Source organism: Massilia sp. CCM 8734, assembly GCF_011682155.1.
GTDB classification, from domain to species: domain Bacteria; phylum Pseudomonadota; class Gammaproteobacteria; order Burkholderiales; family Burkholderiaceae_D; genus Telluria_A; species Telluria_A rubra.
Genome location: NZ_WHJI01000008.1, coordinates 28,969 through 49,161, shown reverse-complemented (window position 1 = coordinate 49,161; position 20,193 = coordinate 28,969). Strand labels below are relative to the sequence as shown.

Genomic DNA, 20,193 nt, shown 5'->3' with positions numbered 1-20,193 from the left:
GGTTGGACTACTACCGCCGCTCGCGCCGGCGGGTCTCAGTCGCCCAGCACGGAGGCGCGTTCGCGCCGCGACGACGCCGCCGGCGCGTCCGGGCAGACCCGGTTGCGCCCGGTCGACTTGGCCAGGTACAGGGCCTTGTCGGCCGCTTCGACCAACTGCTTGCTGTCCATGTCCTTGGTCGGCACCAGCGCGTGTACGCCGCAGCTGATGGTGACGATGCCGGCCGGATTGGCCGCGTGCTCGCGCCCGGCCGTCGCGATCGAGCGGCGCACCGCTTCGGCCACCACGATGGCGCCGTACAAGTCGGTATTGGGCAGCAGGATGGCAAACTCTTCGCCGCCGACGCGCGCCGCCAGGTTGCCGGCGCGCCGCCGTCCGGTGCGGATGCACTGGCCGATGAACTGCAGGCAGGCGTCGCCGGCCGGGTGGCCGTAGTGATCGTTGTACTTCTTGAAGAAATCGACATCGAGCAGCACCAGCGCCAGCGAGGTGCCGTCGCGCACGGCGCGGTTGAATTCGGCGTCGAGGCGGGCGTCGAACAGGCGCCGGTTGGCGATCCCGGTCAGGCCATCGTTACGCGCCAGCAGCTTGAGCGAGCGGTTCTTGGTCACCAGCGCCAGCTGGGCGTTGCGCAGTTGTTCTTCGAGCTCGTCGCGCAGGGTCACCTGGCGGAACAGGCGCACGCCCATCCAGCACAGGATCAGCAGCAGGATCACCACCCACGCCGTCGAGAGGTAGGCGTTGGCCCACCAGTTCGACAGCGTTTCGTCGGTCGACAGGCCCACCGCCACGAACAACGGGTAGCGCCGCAGCTGGCGGAAGCTGTACATGCGGTTGGCCGCGTCCATGTCGACCGCGATGGCGACCGATCCGAGCGTGCCGCGCTCGCGCCACTGCTTGAACAAGGGTTCGCTCGCGATCGAGCCGCCTACCTGCTCTTGCAGGTAGGGGCGGCGCATGACCAGCGCGCCCTGTTCGGTGGCGAGGGTGATGTTGCCATGCGCGCCAATGTCGAAACTGTCGTAAAACGTGCGGAAAAAACCCAGTTGAACCGTGGCCAGGGCCACGCCGGCAAAACTGCCGTCCGGGTTTTCCAGGCGGCGCGACACCGGCAGCACCCAGGTATCGGTGGAACGGCTGCGCACCGGCGGGCCGACGTGCGCCAGCTTGTCCTTGTGCGTCTGGTGATAGATGAAATATTCGCGGTCGGCGTTGTTGAGCGCCGGTACAGGGGCGCGCAGCGAGTGCACCGCCCAGTCGCCCTTGGCGTTGTAAATATACATGCCCTGCAGCGAAGGCGTGCGGCTGACATGGTCGATCAGCTGCAGGTGCAGCCGCTCGCCGTAGTGGGTGATGCCGTCATGCTGCACGCTTTCGACCACGCCGGCCAGGATGGTGTCGACCAGCTCGATGGTGCTGTCGGCGTGATCGGCCAGGGCGCGCGCCGTGTTGGCCGTGGCTGCGGCGCTCTGCGCCAGCTGGGTTTCGCGCGCGCTGTAAATGCTCCAGCCCTGCACCGCCACCAGCGAAATGCAGACGACGAACAGGAACGAGGCGGCAATGGCGATCAGCGGCCGCTTTTTGCCATCAAGTTCTGCAACGGGCGATAACTGCTTTTCAGCTTTCATGGCGGTGGAGGTCGCGTTCGAAAAGAATCTGGGGGCGCGCTGGCCCGGGTGAGTGCAGGGATCCGCACGAAGGTGGTACGGGTGGATTGAATCGCAACATGGCGCCTGCACTCACATCGTCGTTGCCTCCGCAAGGCGGCCTTGGGTGGCCGGATGCATGCGGTGATTGAATAATAGAGCGGCCATTCTACCTTAGCCCATGCGAACTGGAATCAAATATTTATTCAAAGAATGCTTGTCTGTTGTTTCACAAAGCCAATCCCCGGCATGCCCTGCCCATTCTCGGAGCTGCGCGGTAAGTTTCCTCAGAGTAAAATCAAGGGAAGACGATAAAGCGCTTGTTCACCGGCCTGGTCAGCCACACACCGTTGGCCGAAAGAAAAAACAGCTGGCCTTGCTCATGCAGGGCAAGGGCGTTGATCGTCAGCACCACCGGCACGCCGTGGCGCCGGCCGACACTGACGGCGGTGGCGGTATCGGCCGACAGGTGCACATGGTGACGGGTGCCGGGAATGAGGCCTTGGTCGCGGATCGAGGCGGTAAAGCGCGAGGCGGTGCCATGGTACAGCACGTCCGGCGGCGTGACGGGCGCCAGTTCGAGGTCGACGCCTTTGACCGAATGGCCCTGGTTGGCGCGGATGCGCTTGCCGTCGTCGCTGATGGTGAAGCGCTTTTTATCGTTGTCGGCAACGACTGCTTCGAGCAGTTTGCGGTTGATTTTGGTGCCATGCTTGGCGGCGCCGGCGAGCAGTTCGTCGATGTCGGCCCAACCGTTTTCATCGAGCTTGAGCTTGATGGTGGCAGGGCTGTGGCGCAGGATCAGGGACAGGAATTTACTGACTTTGACAGTTTGGTTGGAATCTATCATCAATTTATCGATGGATCTTTTCTGTTTTTATGGTTGTTCATGCGCCGTCATTATACGTGACGGCAATGCAAGGATAGCAAGACAATAAGCGCATGCGTGTTGCATGAAACGCAAATCGGACTGCGTGGGCGGGGCTCACAGGCCGCGTTCGAGCACGGTGAGGGTTTTCCTGACTGCCGCTTTCAGGCGGTACAGCTGGGCCGGGCGGTGGGCGCCGGCCGCTTCGAACTGGCCGTCGACCGGGTCGAGTATGTCCATCTCGCTCATTTTACGTCGAAAACTGACCTTGTTCAGGGTTTCTCCGAGCAGCAGCTCATATAGCCGCTGCAATTGCGGCAGGGTGAAGGTGTCGCCGGCCAGGAAGCAGGGCAGGGAGGAATACTGGCTCTTGTTGCGCAGGCGTTCGAGCGCTGTGTCGATCATGGCCCTGTGGTCGAACGGCAGCGTGCCCAGTTGCGACACGGGCACCACATGCACCATCTGCACCGCCGCGTCCTTGCGCGCCGCCAGCAGCGGGTACGGCACCAGCGCGTAGTGCGCCACCGACACCGACCAGCCGCGCGGATCGCGCGTCGCGCCCGAGAACGTGGCCAGTTGCTCCAGGTAGGGTGCGACGATGCCGGTTTTGCTCTTGATGACGCGCATGGCCGCGTCGTGGGCGCACAGGTCGTCTTGCGGATGCACGTAGCCGCCGGGAATGGCCAGCGCACCCTGGAACGGCTCGTGCTCGCGCCGCAACAGCACCGCCGCCAGTTCCTCGCCCAGCAGCGTGAGCAGCACGACATCGACGGTGCAGATGACCGCGCTCATGCTGACCGCGTCAAGTGGGGGTTGCTCAAAATTAACTTCGCCGACATGGGTTTCTCCTTCATCTGGTCAAGCCGGCTGGCGGCTGAACAAATTATTGCATAGTTAGTTGCAAAAGTAAATTAAGTAGCTTATGCTTGTCGTACTGTACTCACAAGGACAAGCAAATGAAACGCAATCTGCACCTGCTCGTGATCGATCCGCAAAACGATTTCTGCGATTTGCCGGTTGACTATCTGGCGCCGCCGGCGGGCGCCAACGCCGCCCCGGCGCCGGCGTTGCCGGTGACCGGCGCGCATGCCGACATGCTGCGCGTGGCCGAGCTGATCCGGCAGGGCCGGGATGGGCTGTCCGCGATCAGCATCACGCTCGATTCGCACCACCGCTTCGACATCGCCCACAGTTCGTTCTGGATGGATGCGGGGCAGGGCGCGGTCACCCCGTTCACGCAGATCACGGCGGCGGACGTGCGCCAGGGCAAGTACCTGCCGCGCAAAGCCAGTGCCATGCCGCGCGTGCTGGCTTATCTTGACGCGCTGGAGGCGGCCGGGCGCTATACCCTGATGGCCTGGCCGGTGCACTGCGAGATCGGCTCCTGGGGCCACAACGTGCATGCCGACGTGCGCGCGGCCTATAACGCGTGGGAAGAGCGCACGCTGGGCATGGTGAACAAGATCAGCAAGGGCGGCAATCCCTGGACCGAGCACTATTCGGCGGTGCAGGCCGAAGTGCCCGACGCCGACGACGACAGCACCCAGGTCAACCAGGCCTTCCTGGCGCTGCTGCGCGGATCCGACCAGGTCTATATCACCGGCGAAGCGGGCAGCCACTGCGTGCGCGCCACCACCGAGCATATCGTCGCCAACTGGGACCCGCAGCAGTTGTCGCAACTGGTGTTGCTGACCGACTGCATGAGCCCCGTGACCGGCTTTGACGCGCAGTACGACGACTTTGTGCGCGACATGCGCGCGCGCGGCCTGCAGATTGCGCAGGCGGCCAATATCGTGCCCGAGCTGCTTGCCAACGCGCGCCGCTAAGTAAGTGTGCAGAAGTTATTGTCATTTATAGCGAACAGAAGCGGATGCCTGGCAAGGCGCACGCCGCGACGCAGTGCGAGCACTGCTAGTGGTGGGCAACGCAGCAAGGCGCCGCTTATGGAAGCTGGAAATGACAAGAATATATGCGCACTTACTTAACCTCTTATCCCTTTTCTGACGCGCGCCGACGCGAACCATATGACCCCGATTGTCCATAGCCTGCTCGAAACCGACCTGTATAAATTCACGATGTGGCAGGCCCTGTTGCACCGCCACCCGGCCGCCCAGGCCGAATATGCCTTCACCTGCCGCAACGTGCCGGCGTACCCCCTGGCCGAACTGAAGGCCGACGTCGAGCGCGAGCTCGATCATCTGTGTTCGCTCTCGTTCAAGCCGGAAGAAATCGCCTACCTGCGCGGCCTGCGCTTCATCAAGAGCGACTTTGCCGATTTCCTCACCGTGTTCCGCTTCCAGCGCCATTTCCTGAGCGTGGAAACCGATGGCGAGGAACTGCAGATTCGCGCCACCGGGCCGCAGGTGCACGTGATGGGCTTCGAAATCTATGTCCTGTACATCGTCAACGAGCTGTATTTCCGCCGTTTCGACCAGGAGGCGGCGCTGGCCGAAGGCCGCAAGCGCCTGCAAGCGAAGATCGCCCTGCTGCGCGAGCTGGCCAGCGAGCCGGCCAGGCGCCATCCGTTCGAGTTTTTCGACTTCGGCGTGCGCCGCCGTTTTTCCGGCGCCTGGCATGAGGAAGTCGTCGCCACTCTGGCGCGCGAAGTGCCGGTCTACTTCAAGGGCACCTCGAACGTGTATTTTGCGATGAAGTACAAGCTGGTGCCGATCGGGACCATGGCGCACGAATACCTGCAAAGCTTCCAGTCGTTCGGCGTGCGCCTGCGCGACTTCCAGAAGGCCGCGCTGGAAGACTGGGTGCAGGAGTATCGCGGCGACCTCGGTACCGCGCTGACCGACGTGGTGGGCATGGATGCGTTTTTGGGCGACTTCGACCTGTATTTCGCCAAGCTCTTCGACGGCTTGCGCCACGATTCGGGCGATCCGGTGGTGTGGGGCGAAAAAGCGCTGGCGCACTACGCCAAGCTGCGCCTGGACGCACATACGCGGCGCCTGGTGTTCTCCGACGGCCTCGACCTGCCGACCGCGTTTTCGCTGTACCGCCACTTCGCCGACCGCACCATGACCGGCTTCGGCATCGGCACCAACCTGTCGAACGACGTCGGCATCACGCCGCTCAATATCGTCATGAAGCTCATGAGCTGCAACGGCCAGCCGGTGGCCAAGCTGTCCGACTCCAAGGGCAAAACGCTGTGCAAGGACGAGACCTTCCTGGCTTACCTGCGCCAGGTGTTCAATCACCCTTCCGCCTGACAAGCGGGCAATCGAAAGAACCCGATGCTTAAAATCGCCATCGCCCAATTGAACCCGACCGTCGGGGATATCGACGGCAACAGCGGCGCCATCATCGCGGCCATGCGGCGCGCTGCGGGGCAGGGCGCCGACCTGGCCGTTTTCACCGAGCTGGCCCTGTGCGGCTACTATCCGGGCGACCTGCTGGAAGAACCGGCGTTCCTGGCCCGCATGGCCGCTGGCCTGGAGCGCGTGTTAGACGCATCGCGCGCCTTGCCCGGACTGGTCTCGGTGGTCGGCGCCGTGCGCGCCAACGGCGGCCCCGGCAAACCGCTGTTCAACGCCTTGCTGGCCATCCGCGACGGCGTCATCGTCGCCGAATACTACAAGCAGCTGTTGCCGACGTATGGCGTGTTCGACGACCGCCGCCACTTCGAACCGGGTCCGGAAGGCGCCTGCGTGCTGCAGGTCGGCGCGCACCGCATCGGCTTTTTGATCTGCGAAGACGGCTGGAACCACGAAGGGCGCGACTACAAGGTCAATCCCTTCACCGCGCTGCGCGAAGCGCGGCCCGACCTGGTGGTGAGCATCAACGCCAGCCCGTCCGATATCGGCAAGCGCGAACTGCGCCACGCGCTGTTTCGCACGGCGTCGGTCCACAACGAACTGCCGATTTTGTATGTGAACCAGGTCGGCGGGCAGGACCAGCTGGTGTACGACGGCGCCTCGTTCGCGGTATCGCCCTCGCAGGGCATCGTGTTCGAAGCGCAGCGCTTTTGCGAAGACTTCCAGGTGATCGGCTTTGCGCAAGGGCGTTTCAGTGCATTTGACGGCTTTGCGCTGGCCGCGCCAAGTGGCGGGGGCTTGCCGGTGGCCGAATTCGCGCGTCGCCAGATCGTGCTCGGCTTGCAGGATTATGCGCGCCGCTGCGGCTTTGCCAAGGTGGTGGTGGGCTCGTCGGGCGGCATCGACTCGGCCCTGACCCTGGCGCTGGCGGTCGATGCGCTGGGGCCGGAAAACGTGATCGCGGTGACCATGCCGTCGGCGTTTTCGAGCGAAGGCTCGGTCAGCGACTCGGTGGCGCTGTGCGCCAACCTTGGCATTACCTTGTACACGCACCCGATCCTGGACCTGGTCGAGCAGTACGGCGCCGGTTTCGACCGTGCGTTCGACCAGCCCTTGCAAGGCCTGCCGCTCGAAAACCTGCAGGCGCGCGTGCGCGGCACCATCCTGATGGCGTATTCGAATGCGTCCGGCGCCTTGCTGCTCACGACCGGCAACAAGAGCGAAATCTCGGTCGGCTACTGCACCTTGTATGGCGACACCAACGGCGGCCTTGGCCTGATCGGCGACCTGTACAAAACCGAGGTGTACGCCTTGTCGCGCCATGTGAACCAGCGCGCCGGGCGCGAACTGATTCCCGAGGCGGTGCTGAGCAAGCCGCCATCGGCCGAACTGGCGCCCGGCCAGCAGGATACCGACAGCCTGCCCGAGTACGAAGTGCTCGACGAGATCCTCAAGTGGCACATCGAAGGACGCCGCCTGCCGGTGGCCGAAGCTGCGCTGGCCGAGCAGTTTGTCGCCGGTCTGGTGGCCGGCGCCAGCGGCGCGGCGCTGGTCCAGCGCATCCACGGCATGGTCGCGCGTAACGAATACAAACGGCGCCAGGCGCCTCCGATTATCCGGGTGCGTTCGCGCGCCTTTGGCAGCGGCCGTCAATTGCCGATTGCCGCTTACTATTGAACCCCATGAACACACAAACCAAGCAAACCTCCACCGACGTCGCCGTCCTGATCGGCCGCTTCCAGCCTTTCCACCGCGGGCACGTCGTCCTGCTCCAGCGCGCGCTGGTGAGCGCACCGCATGTGGTGCTGGTGCTGGGCTCCTCGTTCCAGGCGCGCAATGCGAAAAATCCGTTCACGTGGGAGGAGCGCGCCGCGATGATCGGCGCCACCTTGACCGAGCAAGACCGGGCGCGCGTCAGTTTCGTGGCCGTGCGCGACTACTACGACGATTCCCTGTGGTCGGCGGCGGTGCGCAAGGCGGTCGCCCAAAGCGCGCCGGATGCGGCGCACGTGGCGCTGGTGGGCCACTTCAAGGATGCGTCGAGCTACTACCTGAATCACTTCCCGAAATGGGAAAACATCGTCGTCGAATCGGAACGCGCCATCGACGCCACCTGCGTACGACGCGTGTTCTTCGAAGCCGAAGACCTCGACATTTCGCTCAGTGTGCTCGACGACATGGTGCCGCACGCGGTGCGCCAGTACCTGAAAGCCTGGGCGCTGCTGCCGCATTACCCCGCGCTGGTGGAAGAACACCGCCGCATCGTGGCATACAAAACGGCCTGGAAAAGCGCGCCGTACCCGCCCATCTTCACCACCGCCGACGCGGTGGTGGTCAGTGGCGGCAATGTGCTCCTGATCCGCCGTGGCGGCTTTCCCGGAAAAGGGCAGTGGGCCGTTCCCGGCGGCTTTGTGGAACAGCGCGAACGCCTGCTGCACGCCGCCATTCGCGAACTGGCCGAGGAAACCAAGCTGGCGCTGCTCGGCACCACATTGGAGGGCATGCTGGTCGACGTCAAGGTGTTCGACCATCCCGACCGCAGCCAGCGTGGCCGCACCATCACCCACGCCCACTTTTTCGACCTGCAAACCGAGAACCTGCCGCCGGTGGAAGCGTCGGACGACGCCTCGCACGCGGCCTGGATTCCCATCGTGGAGCTGGCCGGCATGGAAGACCAGTTTTTCGAGGACCACTTCCACATTCTCGACTCGTTCCTGTCGCTGAGCGAGGAACTGGCATGAGCAGTACGCGCGACCGCTATCGGGGCAGCTTGCTGGGACTGGCCTGCGGCGACGCCGTCGGCACCACCGTGGAGTTTTCGCCGCGCGGCTCGTTCGCCCCGGTGACCGACATGACGGGTGGCGGCCCGTTCAGGCTCAAGGCGGGCCAGTGGACCGACGATACGTCGATGGCGCTGTGCCTGGCCGAGAGCTTCCTGACCAAGGGCGAATCCGATCCGCTCGACCAGATCAACCGCTATCGCAACTGGTGCCAGTGGGGTTACCTGAGCTCGACCGGGACCTGTTTCGACATCGGCATGACGGTGCAGGATGCCTTGTCGCGTTTTTCGGTCAGCGGCAATCCGTACAGCGGCTCGACCAATCCGCGCAGCGCCGGCAACGGCTCGCTGATGCGGCTCGTTCCCGCGGTGCTGTTCGCGTATCCCGACCGCGCGCGCGTGTTGCAGCATGCCGCCGACAGTTCGCGCACCACGCACGGCGCGCCGGAAGCGGTGCAGGCCTGCCAGCTGTTCGCCGGCATCCTGAGCGCGGCGCTGGACGGCCAGCCCAAGGAAGCGCTGCTGGCCAACGCCGGCTTTGCGCCGACCGAGCCGAAACTGGCGGCCATGGCCACGGGCGCCTTTCTCGACAAGGCCGACAGCGATATCCAGGGCACCGGCTATGCGGTCGATTCGCTGGAAGCGGCGCTGTGGTGCTTCTTCCATACCGATAGTTTCGAAGCCGCGGTCCTGCGTGCGACCAACCTGGGCGACGACGCCGATACCACGGCCGCCATCAGCGGCCAGCTTGCCGGCGCCTTCTACGGCGTGCAGGGCATCCCGGCGCGCTGGCTCGACCAGATCAGCATGCGCGCCGAGATCGACGACATGGCCTGTCGCCTGTTCGACCGTTTTCACCCTGTCAATTGCGAGAGCATGGCGTGATCGGCGCGCTTGAAATCGCGGCCAACGTGGGGGCCAGCGCCGCCATCCTGCTGGCCGGGCGCAACAGCGTGCACACATGGTGGACCGGCATCATCGGCTGCGCCTTGTTCGGCGTCTTGTTCTACCAGTCCAATTTGTATGCCGACGTGGCGCTGCAAGGCTTCTTCATCGTCTCGGGCATCGTCGGATGGATGGAGTGGCGGCGCGGGGAGCAGGGCAGCGAACTGCCGATCACCCACGCCAGCGTCAGGTCGCTGGCCTGGCTCGTTCCTGCCGGCGTGGGCGCGACCGCCGCCTACGGGGCGCTGCTGCACTACTTTACCAATGCGTACGCGCCGTTCATCGATTCGGCGGTGCTGGTGTTCAGCGTCGTGGCGCAGTTGCTGCTGATGCGGCGCAAGGTGGAGAACTGGGCGTTCTGGATTTTGGTGAACACGGTCGCCGTACCGTTGTACGCCAGTCGTGGCCTGTACCTGACCGCGTTCCTGTACGCCTGCTACTGGGTCAACGCGATCGTGTCGTGGCTGTGGTGGCGCCGCCTGGCGCGCAAGGCGCCATGAACGGGCCTGCCAGGCAGTGGCGGCGCGGCCTCGTGGTCGGTAAATTCTGCCCGCTGCACCGTGGCCACATGCTGGTGATCGACAGCGCGCTGGCCGCCTGCGACGAGGTGGTCGTGATCAGCTACACCAAGCCCGAATTCGCCGGTTGCGGCAGGGCGCTGCGCGAGGCGTGGCTGCGCGCGCTGTACCCGCAGGTGCGCTTGCTGGTGTTAGGCGACGACCGCGTGCCCGACAACGACGCGCCCGACGCGGTGCAGCGCGATTTCTGCGCCTCGCTGTGCCTGGACATGCTGGGCGTGACGGTCGATGCCGTCTTTACCAGCGAAGACTACGGCGACGGCTTCGCCCGCTCGCTGAGCGCCTTTTTCGATGCGCGGCGCGGGCCTGGCGCACAGGTAGCACATGTATCGGTGGACCGTGCGCGGGCGCTGGTTCCGGTGTCCGGAACGGCGATCCGCGCCGATCCGCACGCCATGCGCGCGTTCTTGCATCCGCTGGTGTACGCCAGTTTTGTGCGCAAGGTGTGCCTGCTTGGCGGCGAGTCGAGCGGCAAGACCACGCTTGCCGCCGCGCTGGCGCAGGCCTTGGGCAGCGTCTGGGCGCCGGAATTCGGCCGCGAACTGTGGATTGGGAAGGATGGCGCGCTGGTGTTCGACGACATGCTGGCGATCGGGCAGGCCCAACTGGCGCGCGAGCAGGCCTTGCTGGCGCGCGCCACGCGCTGGCTGGTGTGCGATACCAGCCCGCTGACGACCCTGTTCTATAGTGGGGCGATGTTCGGCCGGGCCGATCCGGCCCTGGACGCGCTGGCGACGCTGGCCACGCAAGGGTACGACGTGACGCTGCTGTGCGCACCCGACTTCGATTTCGTCCAGGACGGCACGCGCCAGGACGCGCTCTTTCGCCAGCGCCAGCACGCGTGGTACGTGGCCGAACTGACGCGGCGCGCGCTGCCTTTCACTGTCGTGCACGGCCCGCTGGCGAAACGCGTGCGCCAGGCGCTGGACGTGCTCGCTACCGCATAAATCACCCCCGCCGCCTGCCTTTTCATCTCTTTTTGGCGATCGCGCCACGGCCTGGCGGATTCCGCTCGCACACGCTCGTACTTTTGGTATCATTTTATAACTACTCAGTGTTACTGGAACCACCATGAAAAGCATGCAAGACGACGCCATCGAGATACTCATCGTCGACCACGAAGAGGTTACCGCGCTGTTCGAACAGTTTCGTGGCCTGAGTTCGCGCTCGACGGAGAGCAAGAAACGCATCGCGACCGACATCTGCGACGCCCTGACCGTGCATGCGCTGCTGGAGCAGGAGATCTTGTACCCGGCGGCAATGAGCGTGCTCAAGGATGGGGAAATGATCGCCCAGGCTATCGTCGAGCATTCCAGCGCGCGCGAACTGATCGACCGCATCCGCGCCATGGAGCCGGAGAGCGAATTGTACGACGCCACGGTCAAAGTGCTGTGGGACCAGGTGACGCGCCACGCGCGCGAAGAAGAAGAGAAGATGTTCCCGCGCCTGCGCAAGAGCAAGCTGGACCTGGTGGCGCTCGGCGCGCGCATGACGGCGTACCGCCAGACGTTGGATGTCGCCGGTACTCAATGTAAAAATACAGACATTTCAATTTCGCCGACATGAAGTGTTAAAGTGTAAATACTTCATGGGTTAATATGGGGAGCGTTTGTGGTCGTCGATATGGCGTTTGATGGGCAGGTCTTGCCGTGGATCGGGTGACGAATGGGGGGACTCTTGAATAACTTGATCCAGCGCATAATGCTGGCAGCGTTAAGCGGTATCGCCGCTGTTAGCAGTGCGCATGCGGTGGAAGTGACGTTTCAGAATAATTTGCGCGACTGTGTCACGATCACCGACGTGAAAATCTCGACGCAATCGAATCTGGTGTTGGCAAACACAAATATCCAGATGAGCAAATCCATCGCCGAGTGCCGATGTCTCTCGGCCGTGGCAAGCTATACGAGCAGTGTCGACATGGGCAGAGAGAGGCAAATCTTGCAGAGCGGATCAATTGCGCTTCTAAGTGGCGGTGCGAAAACATTTGTGCTGGCATCCGAACCGAAGGTGGTCGCGAACAGGAAAGTGCAGGTGAAATTGTCCTGCGCCGGTCCTTTGTAGGATTGGGCGCTTGCCAGAACATCGTGCGTCACCTGATGCGGGTCGAATCCGCGCTCGCCGCGCAGTCTCCGCTGCGCGTATTTTATCCCCCGACGTTGCCATGAGTCTCCTGGCAGTACGGGGCACACCACCGCCCGTACTGCCATCCTCACACCCTGGCCTGCCGCTCGACGGCCGGCATGGGGCTGCATCTCTCCGCTATTGCTTTTGCTTGAACGACTGGTCCGGTGCGTAACGCGGCCGATGATCGTTGCCCGGACATGCAAGGGCTCCTGCCGGTGCATTGTAGAATGTAGTTTTTTACAACAATCATCTCTCATGTACAAGCCAGCAAGACTCACCGCGACTCCGGATGCGCCCTTTGGCGGCATAGTCATCGTCCTGGCGATCTTGCCGGGACTGATTTACATCGTCGGTTTCTGGCGGGTCTTTTTCATGCCGGTGTCGCTATGGGCGGGACTGGGCGCGGCCTTTGTCGCCAACATCATGCTGGGACCGGGGCTCACGCGCAGGGCGCAACGAGATATCGACAGGGGCATGCACGGCACCGTCAGGCCGGGTGGACGTTTTCCGTGGCACGAGCGCCTGACCTTGCACGTGTTGGTGGGGCTGGTATTTTTTGGCTGGATGATGAGCGCGCTATGGCTGTGCGCGATGCTGGGCGCGCCGCCCGTGGAAGAGCGCACGTTCCAGGCGCAGGCGATCCGTGAATGCACAGGGCCGAAATGCCACATGTGCAAGCGCGAGGCGAAGACGATCCTGCGCTTTGAAACGAGCACGACATCGCTCTGCGTCGATGAAGTACAGCCGCCCTTGCGCGATCGCGAGCCGTTGATCGTGCGCGGGTATTTTCACCCGCTGATGATCCGCATCGACGCCGTGCGGCGTGCGCCCGCCGCGCCGCTTGCCAGCCCTGCCGCCGCGCCGTGAGCACTACCTGGTGCCGGACGCGGCCCCGGCACCGCGTGTCTGTCTGACGTCGCGTAGGACTTAGATGACAAAGCGTCATTGTTCATGCCTACAGCGTGTCATCCACTGGTCCGATGGTTGCTTTTGTGACCGACCATTACAGTAGAGCCATTGATGAGTTGAACCTGACAAACACCGAGGCCTACCATGTACCGCAAGCAAAATATCGACTTGAACAGCAACGCCAGCAACGCTATCCGCACCATCGCCCTGGGGGGAGTAGCCAAGCCGGCCGCCGTCAAGCCGATGATCAGCGTCGCCGGCGCACAGCAAAACGAATTGCTGCGTGCCTTGTCCCGCACCGACCTGGAAGCCCTGTTCCCGCACCTGGAACTGGTACCGATGGTAGCAGGCAAGCATCTGTATGACTTCGGCAGCAAGTTCGACTACGCTTACTTCCCGACCAACGCCATCGTCTCGCTGCTGTACGTCATGGAAGATGGCGCCACCACCGAAATCGGCGTGGTCGGCCGTGAAGGCGTGCTGGGCCTGGCGATGTACGATGCCGAACGCGCTACCTGCAGCGCCGTGGTGCAGACCGCCGGTTACGCCTACCGCCTGAAAAGCAGCGTGCTGCGCGAACTGGTCGCTTCCGGTGGCGCCATGGCCCAGCTGCTGATGCGCTACACCTTCGCCATGTTCGCCCAACTGGCGCAGAACGTGGTGGGCGGGCGTCACTGCACCATCGAACAAAAACTGTGCCGCTGGTTGCTGGACCGCCTCGACCGTTCGCTGTCGGACGAAATCAAGGTCACGCAAGACACCATGGCGACCATGCTGGGCGTGCGTCGCGAAACCATCACCATGACCGCGCGCAAGCTGCAAGCCGACGGCCTGATTCAATATCGTCGCGGCACCGTCGCCATCGTCGACCGTGCCGGCCTGGAAGAGTGCGCCGGCACCTGCTACCGCGCCGGCAAGATCGGTTTCGAGCAGATGCAGGCGAGCGCCTGGAACAACGCCTGACTGTTTTCCTGGCGGCGCGGACAGCACATCACCGCCCGCGCCGCCATCTTCATTTTGCGGGCCGGCCGAGCGCTGGCCCGCCCGAGCGCCATTTCCATCTCCATGCTATTTTATGCCGTGACGGACGCGAAAAAGCCGCGTCCCTTCCTCTTTCACGGCATTCGATTAGGCATGCGCATGAACATCTCAGATATTCCCTTTGGCATTACCGAGTGGGCCGGCGTGGAACGCACCGGGCATCGCGGCGAAACCGGCATGGCCTGGTGGCAGACGCGCCAGTTCGGCGCCATCCGCGTGCGCATGGTCGAGTACAGCGCCGCTTACCTGGCCGATCACTGGTGCGACAAGGGACATATCCTGTTATGCCTCGAGGGCGAGCTCGAAAGCGAACTGGCCGACGGCCGCAAGTTCATCCTCACGCCGGGCGTCAGTTACCAGGTCGCCGATAAGGCCGAAGCGCATCGCTCCGCCACGCGCGATGGCGCCAAACTGTTCATTGTCGATTGAGGCGAGGGCCATGCCGGCATTGCGTGCGGCCGAGCTGGCCGATATCGACGCCATGTGGGCGCTGCGCACGCGCGCGATTCGTCACGGTTGTCGCGATCATTATGCGCCCGAGGTGATCGGGCCGTGGTCGGCGGCGCCGGCGCCGCTATCGTATCCGGGGCTGGTGGGCAAGGGCGGCGCCGTGATCGCGCAAGAGCAGGGCGCGATGCTGGGCTACGCCATCCTGGATGTGAGCACGGGCGCGGTCGATGCGGTGTTTGTCGATCCGGGGGCGGGCGGACGGGGAATCGGGAAGATGATGCTGGCCGTCCTGGAGCGGATGGCGATCGAGCGTGGCTGCACGCACTTGCATTTATCGGCCTCGCTCAATGCGGTGGCGTTTTATAGGGCGGCAGGATTTGTCGACCTGCGTAATGCGGTATATGCGCATCCGAGCGGCGTTGCGCTGGACTGCGTTGAGATGGAAAAGCACCTGTCCGGCGCGGGGTAGAATGCGCCCCCGGCACGGCGGCCGGGGGTGGTACTTAATTACTTCAATGCCTTGAACAGCGCTTCGAACTGCGTGCTCAACGAGTGATCGTGCTGCTTAATCGGCGGCACTTCGCGTTGGATGTCGAGCAGTTCGTACACCGCCATCTGGGCGGCGCGCACCGAATACTCCACCGTGAACACCACGTCATCGGCAACCTCGACGAACTGGCTGATGAAGGCCAGGTTCTTCGATTCCTTCGGCACAGGCAGCGGACGGTCGCTGTGCACACGCGGCATGAACATGCTGGTGATGTAGGGCATGCGGCAAGGGATGCAATTGGCCGTTTCCACCGCGTCGAGATCGAAGCGCAAATGGCCGCACAGCTCGCGCAGGATTTCTTCGCCGGTGCAGTCCGACATCGGCTTGGCGACAAAATTGCCGATCCGGTCCGGCGACAGCCCATAACCCCAGAACACTTGCACGCCGGCCGGCTGGTTGGCAAAGTGCGGCTGGTGCGCCAGCACGATCGACATGAACCAGTTCGAATCCTTGAACGTGACCAGGCCGCCGGTGCCGGCTTCGTTGCCGCTGAACGCCTGCATCTTGTCGAAGAAGCGCGGGTCCTGCAAGGTCACCGTGAACGACTCCCAGTACGATTCGGCGATGCTGCTGTTGAACGCGGCCGGATTGCCGAAGCCGGGTTGCGCGGCGGCCAGCTTTTCCCACAAGGTCCAGCCTTCGCTGTCGGTCTTGTCGAGTTTTTCGGGGGCGCTGGTCATGCTGCCCAGGCTGGACGCGTCGGTCATCGAACCGTTCTGGAAGAACACCAGGTCGCCGGCGGGCACGTCCACGTGCTCGCTGTTGCCCGAATGCAGGCACTCGAAGCCGGTGACGACGAATTTGCCGTCGACCGTGGCGTGAGCGATGTCGGTCACCTTGCAGTCGAGGATGAATTGCACGCCTTGCTGTTGCAGCCATGCCTGCAGGGGACGCACCAGCGAATCGTACTGGTTATAGATCGTGCGGCGCACCCCGCCCAGGGTTTCGATGCGCGAAAACTCCAGCATGAAGCGGTGCAGGTAGCGTTTGAATTCCACCGCGCTGTGCCATGGCTGGAAGGCGAAGGTGGTGGCCCACATGAACCAGAACTCGGTTTCGAAAAACGCCGGGTCGAGCCAGTCGCTGATGGCGTCGGCGCCGAGCGTGTCTTCACTGGCCAGGCTCAGCTTGAGCAACTGGGCGCGGTCGTGCATCGAAAAGCCCATCGAGGTGACCGGCACAATGGCGCGGCGCATGTCGACCAGGCGCGCTTGCGAGTGCGACTTGTGCAGTTCGTTGAAGTCGACGGTTTCGTCGAACACGCTCTTGTTTTCGTCGGCGAGCGAGGGGATCGACTTGAACAGGTCCCAGGTGCACTCGTAATTATCGAAGGTGAACATGCGGCCGCCGCGCAGCGAGTAGCCGTGCTCGGGGGAACCGGCGCCGTCCAGGCTGCCGCCGAGCTGGGGAGCCGCTTCGTAGATGCGGATGTTTGCGCCTGGAACATTACCGTCGCGGATCATAAACGCGGCCGCGGAAAGCGAGCCGATACCGCCGCCAAGCAGGTGGGCTTTTACATTCTTGTTCATAGGGGAGTCGTCCAAAAAAGGTGCATCGGTGTCCGGTGCAATCCGGACAAGTGGTTCCGGACGACATTGGCATCAGCAATTTGTTGCGACGCAGCATGCGTCCGGAGGCATGCAGAATCGCATGCGAGCGCCCCAAAAAAATTGATGCACATCAAAATTGCCAAAGCATTAATAGAGGGCGCGCTCAAGTAATGCGGCTGGAAATGCTGCGTGCATGCAATCCTCTATAATTCCAGCACCTTTCTGACTGGATGCCGCATGACGCCTTTTGACTCCCGCACGCTTGTTCGCCCGGCGCTGGCCGCCGCCATGCTCCTGATGGCCGGCAGCGCCGCCGCCGCCGACACCTGCGGCGGCGCGCCACGCCTGGTGGTCACCACGCCGCCCGGTTTTTGCGCGGGTATCATCGGCCAGGGATTCAAGTTCGCGCGCGGCGTGCAGCCGATGGCCGACGGCAGCGTGCTGGTGGTCGACCTGGGCGGCTGGCAGCCGAACCAGGGCAGCGTCTGGCTGCTCAAGCCGGGCGCGGCGGGTTTCCAGAAAACCCTGCTGATGAAGAAAATCGACCGCCCCAACGGCATCGTTCTCGGTCCCGACGGCCTGGTGTATGTGGGCGCGATCAAGCGCATCTTCCGCTTCGATCCGCGCGATCCCGAAGGCACGGTCAAGGATGTCATCGGCGGCAATTCCGGCACGCCGGCGCTGCCCGGCATCGGGCGCCATCCTTTGACCGCGATGCGCTTCGACGCCAAGGGCGACTTGTATGTGAATGTCGGTTCAGGCAGCGACCATTGCGAAGGCAAGGATGGCAAGGCGCCGGATGCGGGCAAGCCGTGCGCGGAAGCTAGCGGGGCGAACGCGCTGGGCGTGCTGCGCAAGTATCAGATGCAATGGCCGGCCGGCACCGTCAAAAGCTGGGAAGTCCACGCGACCGGGCTGCGCAATTCGATGGCGCTGGCAGTCCACCCGACCACGCAAGCCTTGTGGCAGGGCGAAAACTCGCGCGACGCGATCCAGGCGGCCATGAAGGGCTTGAAGAACGATAACGACTTGCCGCACGATGAGTTGAACCTGATCGAGGCGAAGGGCAACTACGGCTGGCCTTACTGCTACGATAACAATGTGGCCAGCCCGGAGTATCCGGACGCCAAGTGCGGCGCTTACCGCGCGCCGCTGCGCCTGCTGCCGGCCCATGCGGCGCCGCTGGGCATGACCTTTTACACGGCCAACATGTTCCCCGCGCAATACAAGAACAGCCTGATCATCGGCTACCACGGTTACCGCGCGAATGGGCGCCGGCTGGTGGCCTTGCTGCCGGATGCGCAGGGCGCGCCGCTGGGCAAGACGATCGAACTGATCAGCGACTGGGGCCCCAGGCCGAAGCAGGCGCCCGGCGCGCCGGTCGATGTCAAGCAGGGGCCGGACGGCGCGATTTACCTGGTCGAGGACCACAGCGGACGGGTAGTCAGGTTGCAGTACGCATCCCCGGCGCCGGCGCCGGGCAAATAGGCTTCCACGGCGCGCGCGGGGTGGCGTCGCTGGCCGCTGCACTGGCCTGTGCCCGGGCGCACCAGGCGAACAGCTCGTCGGGCGCGAGCGGCCGGGCGAACAGGTAACCCTGGCCCTCGTCGCAGCCCTGGTCGTGCAGCAACTGCCGCACGTCATCGGTTTCGATGCCTTCCGCCACCACGCGAAAGCCCAGCTCGTGCGAGAGGGAAATCATGGTGTTCACCAGAGTGCGGTTGCGCTCGCCGCCCGCCATGTTGCGTACAAAACTCTGGTCGATCTTGACCACGTGCGCCGGCATGCTCTGCAGATACGACAGGCTGCTGTAGCCGGTGCCGAAGTCGTCGATCGCCAGGCGCACGCCGGCCTGGTCGAGCGCGGCCAGGGTGGCCAGCGCGGTGCCCTGGTTTTCCATGATCGCGCTTTCCGTCACTTCCAGTTCCAGCCAGCCCGGCGCCATGCGGTGCTGGTTCAGCAGGGCCGTCACGGTGCTGACAAAATCGGCTTCGAGCAGGTTGGCGGCCGAAACGTTGACCGACATCTGCAACTGCAATCCGGCGCCGTGCCAGGCGGCCAGCTGGCGCACGGCCTCGCGCAGCACCCAGCTGGTGGCGGCGCGCACCATCGAGGTCTGTTCCACCACGGGTATGAATTCGCCGGGGGGCACGTCGCCCAGCTCGGGATGGCGCCAGCGCAACAGGGCTTCGGCGCCGATGCAGGCGCCGCTGATGAGGTCGATGCGCGGCTGGTAGACCAGGCGCAGCTGGCTGGTGTCGCCCAGCGCCGCGTCGAAAGCGTTGAGCAGGGTGAAGCGGCGGCGATAGGCGTCATCCTGGGCGGAGGAATAGGTGCCGATCAGCTGGCCGGTCTGGTGCGCGTCCTGCATGGCGTTCTGGACAATGCGCAAGACGTCCAGGCAATCGGTGCGGCCCAGCTGGAAGGGCGCGATGCCGATCGCCGGCGTGGTCACGAAGCGCGAGGTGCTCCATTCGGCGCGGTTGCCCAGCCAGTGCGCCAGGCGCGCCCGGTAAGCGCCGTCGCCGGCGCCATCGCCGGTGCCGGGCGGGGCGATGGTGATGAACTGGGTTGCCGCCAGCTGGTACACCTTGTGCTCGTCGCCCATGACGGCGCGGTAGGAAATGATCGCCTCGTTCATCAGGTCATCAAAATACGAGGCGCCCATGACCCGCGCGGCGTTGTTGAGCTGCTCCTGGTTGGCCATGTTGACCAGCACCGCCACGCGCTGCTCGCCATGCGGACGGTCCATTTGCAGGTCGGCGTAGTCTTCGATAAATTGTTTGCGATTCGGCATGCCGCTGAGCGGATCGACCCGGCCCAGGGTGTGCTGCAGCTCGATCTGGGCCATGACCATGGCCGCCAGGTCGGTCAGCGCGTCGCGTTCGGTGGCGCTGATGGCGCGCGGCTCCAGGCCCAGCACGCATATCGCACCCAGGTTGAAGCCGTCGCTGGTGATCAACGGGGCGCCGGCGTAGAAACGCACGCCGCTGTGGGCCAGGTGGCTGTCGCGGAAAAACGCATCGTCATGCAGGTCGTCAATCACCAGCATGGCGCCGCTGTCGGCCACGCTGGCGCAGGGCGCCTTGATGCGCGGAATCGAGGTATGGGCCACCCCGACCCGTGACTTGAACCACTGGCGGTCGCTGTCGGTCAGCGACACGGCCGCGATCGGCAAGCCGAACACGCGCGCCGCCATGCGCGTGATGCGGTCGAACGCTTCCGTGGGGGCGCTGTCGAGCAGGTTGAGTTTGCGCAGCGCCAACAGGCGGTCGGTTTCATTGCGGGTATTCATAGTCATGCCTTTTTGCCCGGAGCGCTGGGCCACATCGTGAACGCTATGTCATTCGGCGCGCTCGTTGTCACTGTTAACAAAGCAATGATGCAGGAAATGGGCATCGGGAAAACGTGAGGCAGGCCGCACAAGCCGGGGAAAAGCGGGTCACGGCGCATGAAACAAATTGTAGCATCGAAAGAAAATTAATGCCTCACA

19 protein-coding genes are annotated in these 20,193 nt (G+C 63.8%); 14 read left to right on the top strand and 5 right to left on the bottom strand.

The features are described from left to right. Nucleotides 1-35 precede the first annotated feature (35 nt). The 3 genes from F2P46_RS09695 to F2P46_RS09685 all read right to left on the bottom strand — a co-directional run bounded on the left by F2P46_RS09695 (nt 36) and on the right by F2P46_RS09685 (nt 3,306). The gene (locus F2P46_RS09695) at nt 36-1,628 is read right to left on the bottom strand and encodes a sensor domain-containing diguanylate cyclase (protein WP_166888162.1); all 1,593 of its coding nucleotides are present in this window, start codon (nt 1,626-1,628) and stop codon (nt 36-38) included. 316 nt (nt 1,629-1,944) lie between these two features. After that, a complete protein-coding gene (locus F2P46_RS09690; RefSeq protein ID WP_166888159.1) occupies nt 1,945-2,496 on the bottom strand; it encodes an RNA 2'-phosphotransferase in 552 nt (183 codons plus the stop codon). 135 nt (nt 2,497-2,631) lie between these two features. After that, nucleotides 2,632-3,306 (bottom strand): NUDIX domain-containing protein, encoded by a 675-nt coding sequence (locus tag F2P46_RS09685; protein WP_166888156.1) that lies wholly within the window; start codon nt 3,304-3,306, stop codon nt 2,632-2,634. Nucleotides 3,307-3,470: 164 nt separating this feature from the next. Between F2P46_RS09685 and F2P46_RS09680 the strand changes: the two genes are divergently transcribed. The 13 genes from F2P46_RS09680 (at nt 3,471) to F2P46_RS09620 (ending at nt 15,069) form a co-directional block, all read left to right on the top strand. Next, nucleotides 3,471-4,340, top strand: coding sequence for a cysteine hydrolase (locus F2P46_RS09680; RefSeq protein ID WP_166888154.1), 870 nt, complete (start codon nt 3,471-3,473; stop codon nt 4,338-4,340). Between the two features lie 198 nt (nt 4,341-4,538). Next, nucleotides 4,539-5,729, top strand: coding sequence for a nicotinate phosphoribosyltransferase (gene pncB, locus F2P46_RS09675; RefSeq protein ID WP_166888150.1), 1,191 nt, complete (start codon nt 4,539-4,541; stop codon nt 5,727-5,729). Between the two features lie 24 nt (nt 5,730-5,753). Next, on the top strand, nt 5,754-7,451 hold the full coding sequence (locus F2P46_RS09670) for an NAD+ synthase (RefSeq protein ID WP_166888147.1): 1,698 nt from the start codon (nt 5,754-5,756) through the stop codon (nt 7,449-7,451). A 5-nt stretch (nt 7,452-7,456) separates the two neighbouring features. Beyond that, nucleotides 7,457-8,515 (top strand): bifunctional nicotinamide-nucleotide adenylyltransferase/Nudix hydroxylase, encoded by a 1,059-nt coding sequence (locus F2P46_RS09665; RefSeq protein WP_166888144.1) that lies wholly within the window; start codon nt 7,457-7,459, stop codon nt 8,513-8,515. Continuing rightward, entirely contained in the window at nt 8,512-9,438 is a 927-nt protein-coding gene (locus tag F2P46_RS09660) for an ADP-ribosylglycohydrolase family protein (RefSeq protein ID WP_166888141.1), read from the top strand. Before F2P46_RS09665 ends, F2P46_RS09660 begins: the two co-directional genes overlap by 4 nt. Continuing rightward, entirely contained in the window at nt 9,435-9,998 is a 564-nt protein-coding gene (gene pnuC, locus F2P46_RS09655; protein ID WP_166888138.1) for a nicotinamide riboside transporter PnuC, read from the top strand. Before F2P46_RS09660 ends, pnuC begins: the two co-directional genes overlap by 4 nt. Continuing rightward, entirely contained in the window at nt 9,995-11,023 is a 1,029-nt protein-coding gene (locus F2P46_RS09650) for an AAA family ATPase (protein ID WP_166888135.1), read from the top strand. Before pnuC ends, F2P46_RS09650 begins: the two co-directional genes overlap by 4 nt. 124 nt (nt 11,024-11,147) lie before the next feature. Beyond that, nucleotides 11,148-11,642, top strand: a complete 495-nt coding sequence (locus F2P46_RS09645) for a hemerythrin domain-containing protein (protein ID WP_166888132.1) — start codon at nt 11,148-11,150, stop codon at nt 11,640-11,642. Nucleotides 11,643-11,753: 111 nt separating this feature from the next. Next, nucleotides 11,754-12,137 carry a DUF2195 family protein gene (locus tag F2P46_RS09640; protein WP_229509195.1) on the top strand — a complete coding sequence of 128 codons (384 nt, stop codon included), beginning with the start codon at nt 11,754-11,756 and terminating at the stop codon, nt 12,135-12,137. A 243-nt stretch (nt 12,138-12,380) separates the two neighbouring features. Further along, nucleotides 12,381-13,067 carry a hypothetical protein gene (locus F2P46_RS09635; RefSeq protein ID WP_166888130.1) on the top strand — a complete coding sequence of 229 codons (687 nt, stop codon included), beginning with the start codon at nt 12,381-12,383 and terminating at the stop codon, nt 13,065-13,067. Between the two features lie 186 nt (nt 13,068-13,253). Continuing rightward, nucleotides 13,254-14,072: a Crp/Fnr family transcriptional regulator gene (locus F2P46_RS09630; protein ID WP_229509194.1), complete on the top strand. Its 819-nt coding sequence runs from the start codon at nt 13,254-13,256 to the stop codon at nt 14,070-14,072. A gap of 177 nt (nt 14,073-14,249) precedes the next feature. Continuing rightward, a complete protein-coding gene (locus F2P46_RS09625; protein ID WP_166888127.1) occupies nt 14,250-14,579 on the top strand; it encodes a DHCW motif cupin fold protein in 330 nt (109 codons plus the stop codon). A 10-nt stretch (nt 14,580-14,589) separates the two neighbouring features. Further along, the gene (locus tag F2P46_RS09620) at nt 14,590-15,069 is read left to right on the top strand and encodes a GNAT family N-acetyltransferase (protein ID WP_166888124.1); all 480 of its coding nucleotides are present in this window, start codon (nt 14,590-14,592) and stop codon (nt 15,067-15,069) included. A 38-nt stretch (nt 15,070-15,107) separates the two neighbouring features. Here F2P46_RS09620 and F2P46_RS09615 read toward each other — a convergent pair whose 3' ends face one another. Continuing rightward, nucleotides 15,108-16,679, bottom strand: coding sequence for an oleate hydratase (locus F2P46_RS09615; protein WP_166888122.1), 1,572 nt, complete (start codon nt 16,677-16,679; stop codon nt 15,108-15,110). 258 nt (nt 16,680-16,937) lie between these two features. Here F2P46_RS09615 and F2P46_RS09610 point away from each other — a divergent pair, with 258 nt between their 5' ends. Further along, a complete protein-coding gene (locus F2P46_RS09610) occupies nt 16,938-18,188 on the top strand; it encodes a PQQ-dependent sugar dehydrogenase (protein WP_166888119.1) in 1,251 nt (416 codons plus the stop codon). On the opposite strand, the gene F2P46_RS09605 is transcribed toward F2P46_RS09610, so the two are convergent. Continuing rightward, nucleotides 18,145-20,001, bottom strand: coding sequence for a sensor domain-containing phosphodiesterase (locus F2P46_RS09605; protein WP_208296562.1), 1,857 nt, complete (start codon nt 19,999-20,001; stop codon nt 18,145-18,147). The two genes, F2P46_RS09610 and F2P46_RS09605, sit on opposite strands and share 44 nt — an antisense overlap. Between the last annotated feature and the right edge of the window lie 192 nt (nt 20,002-20,193).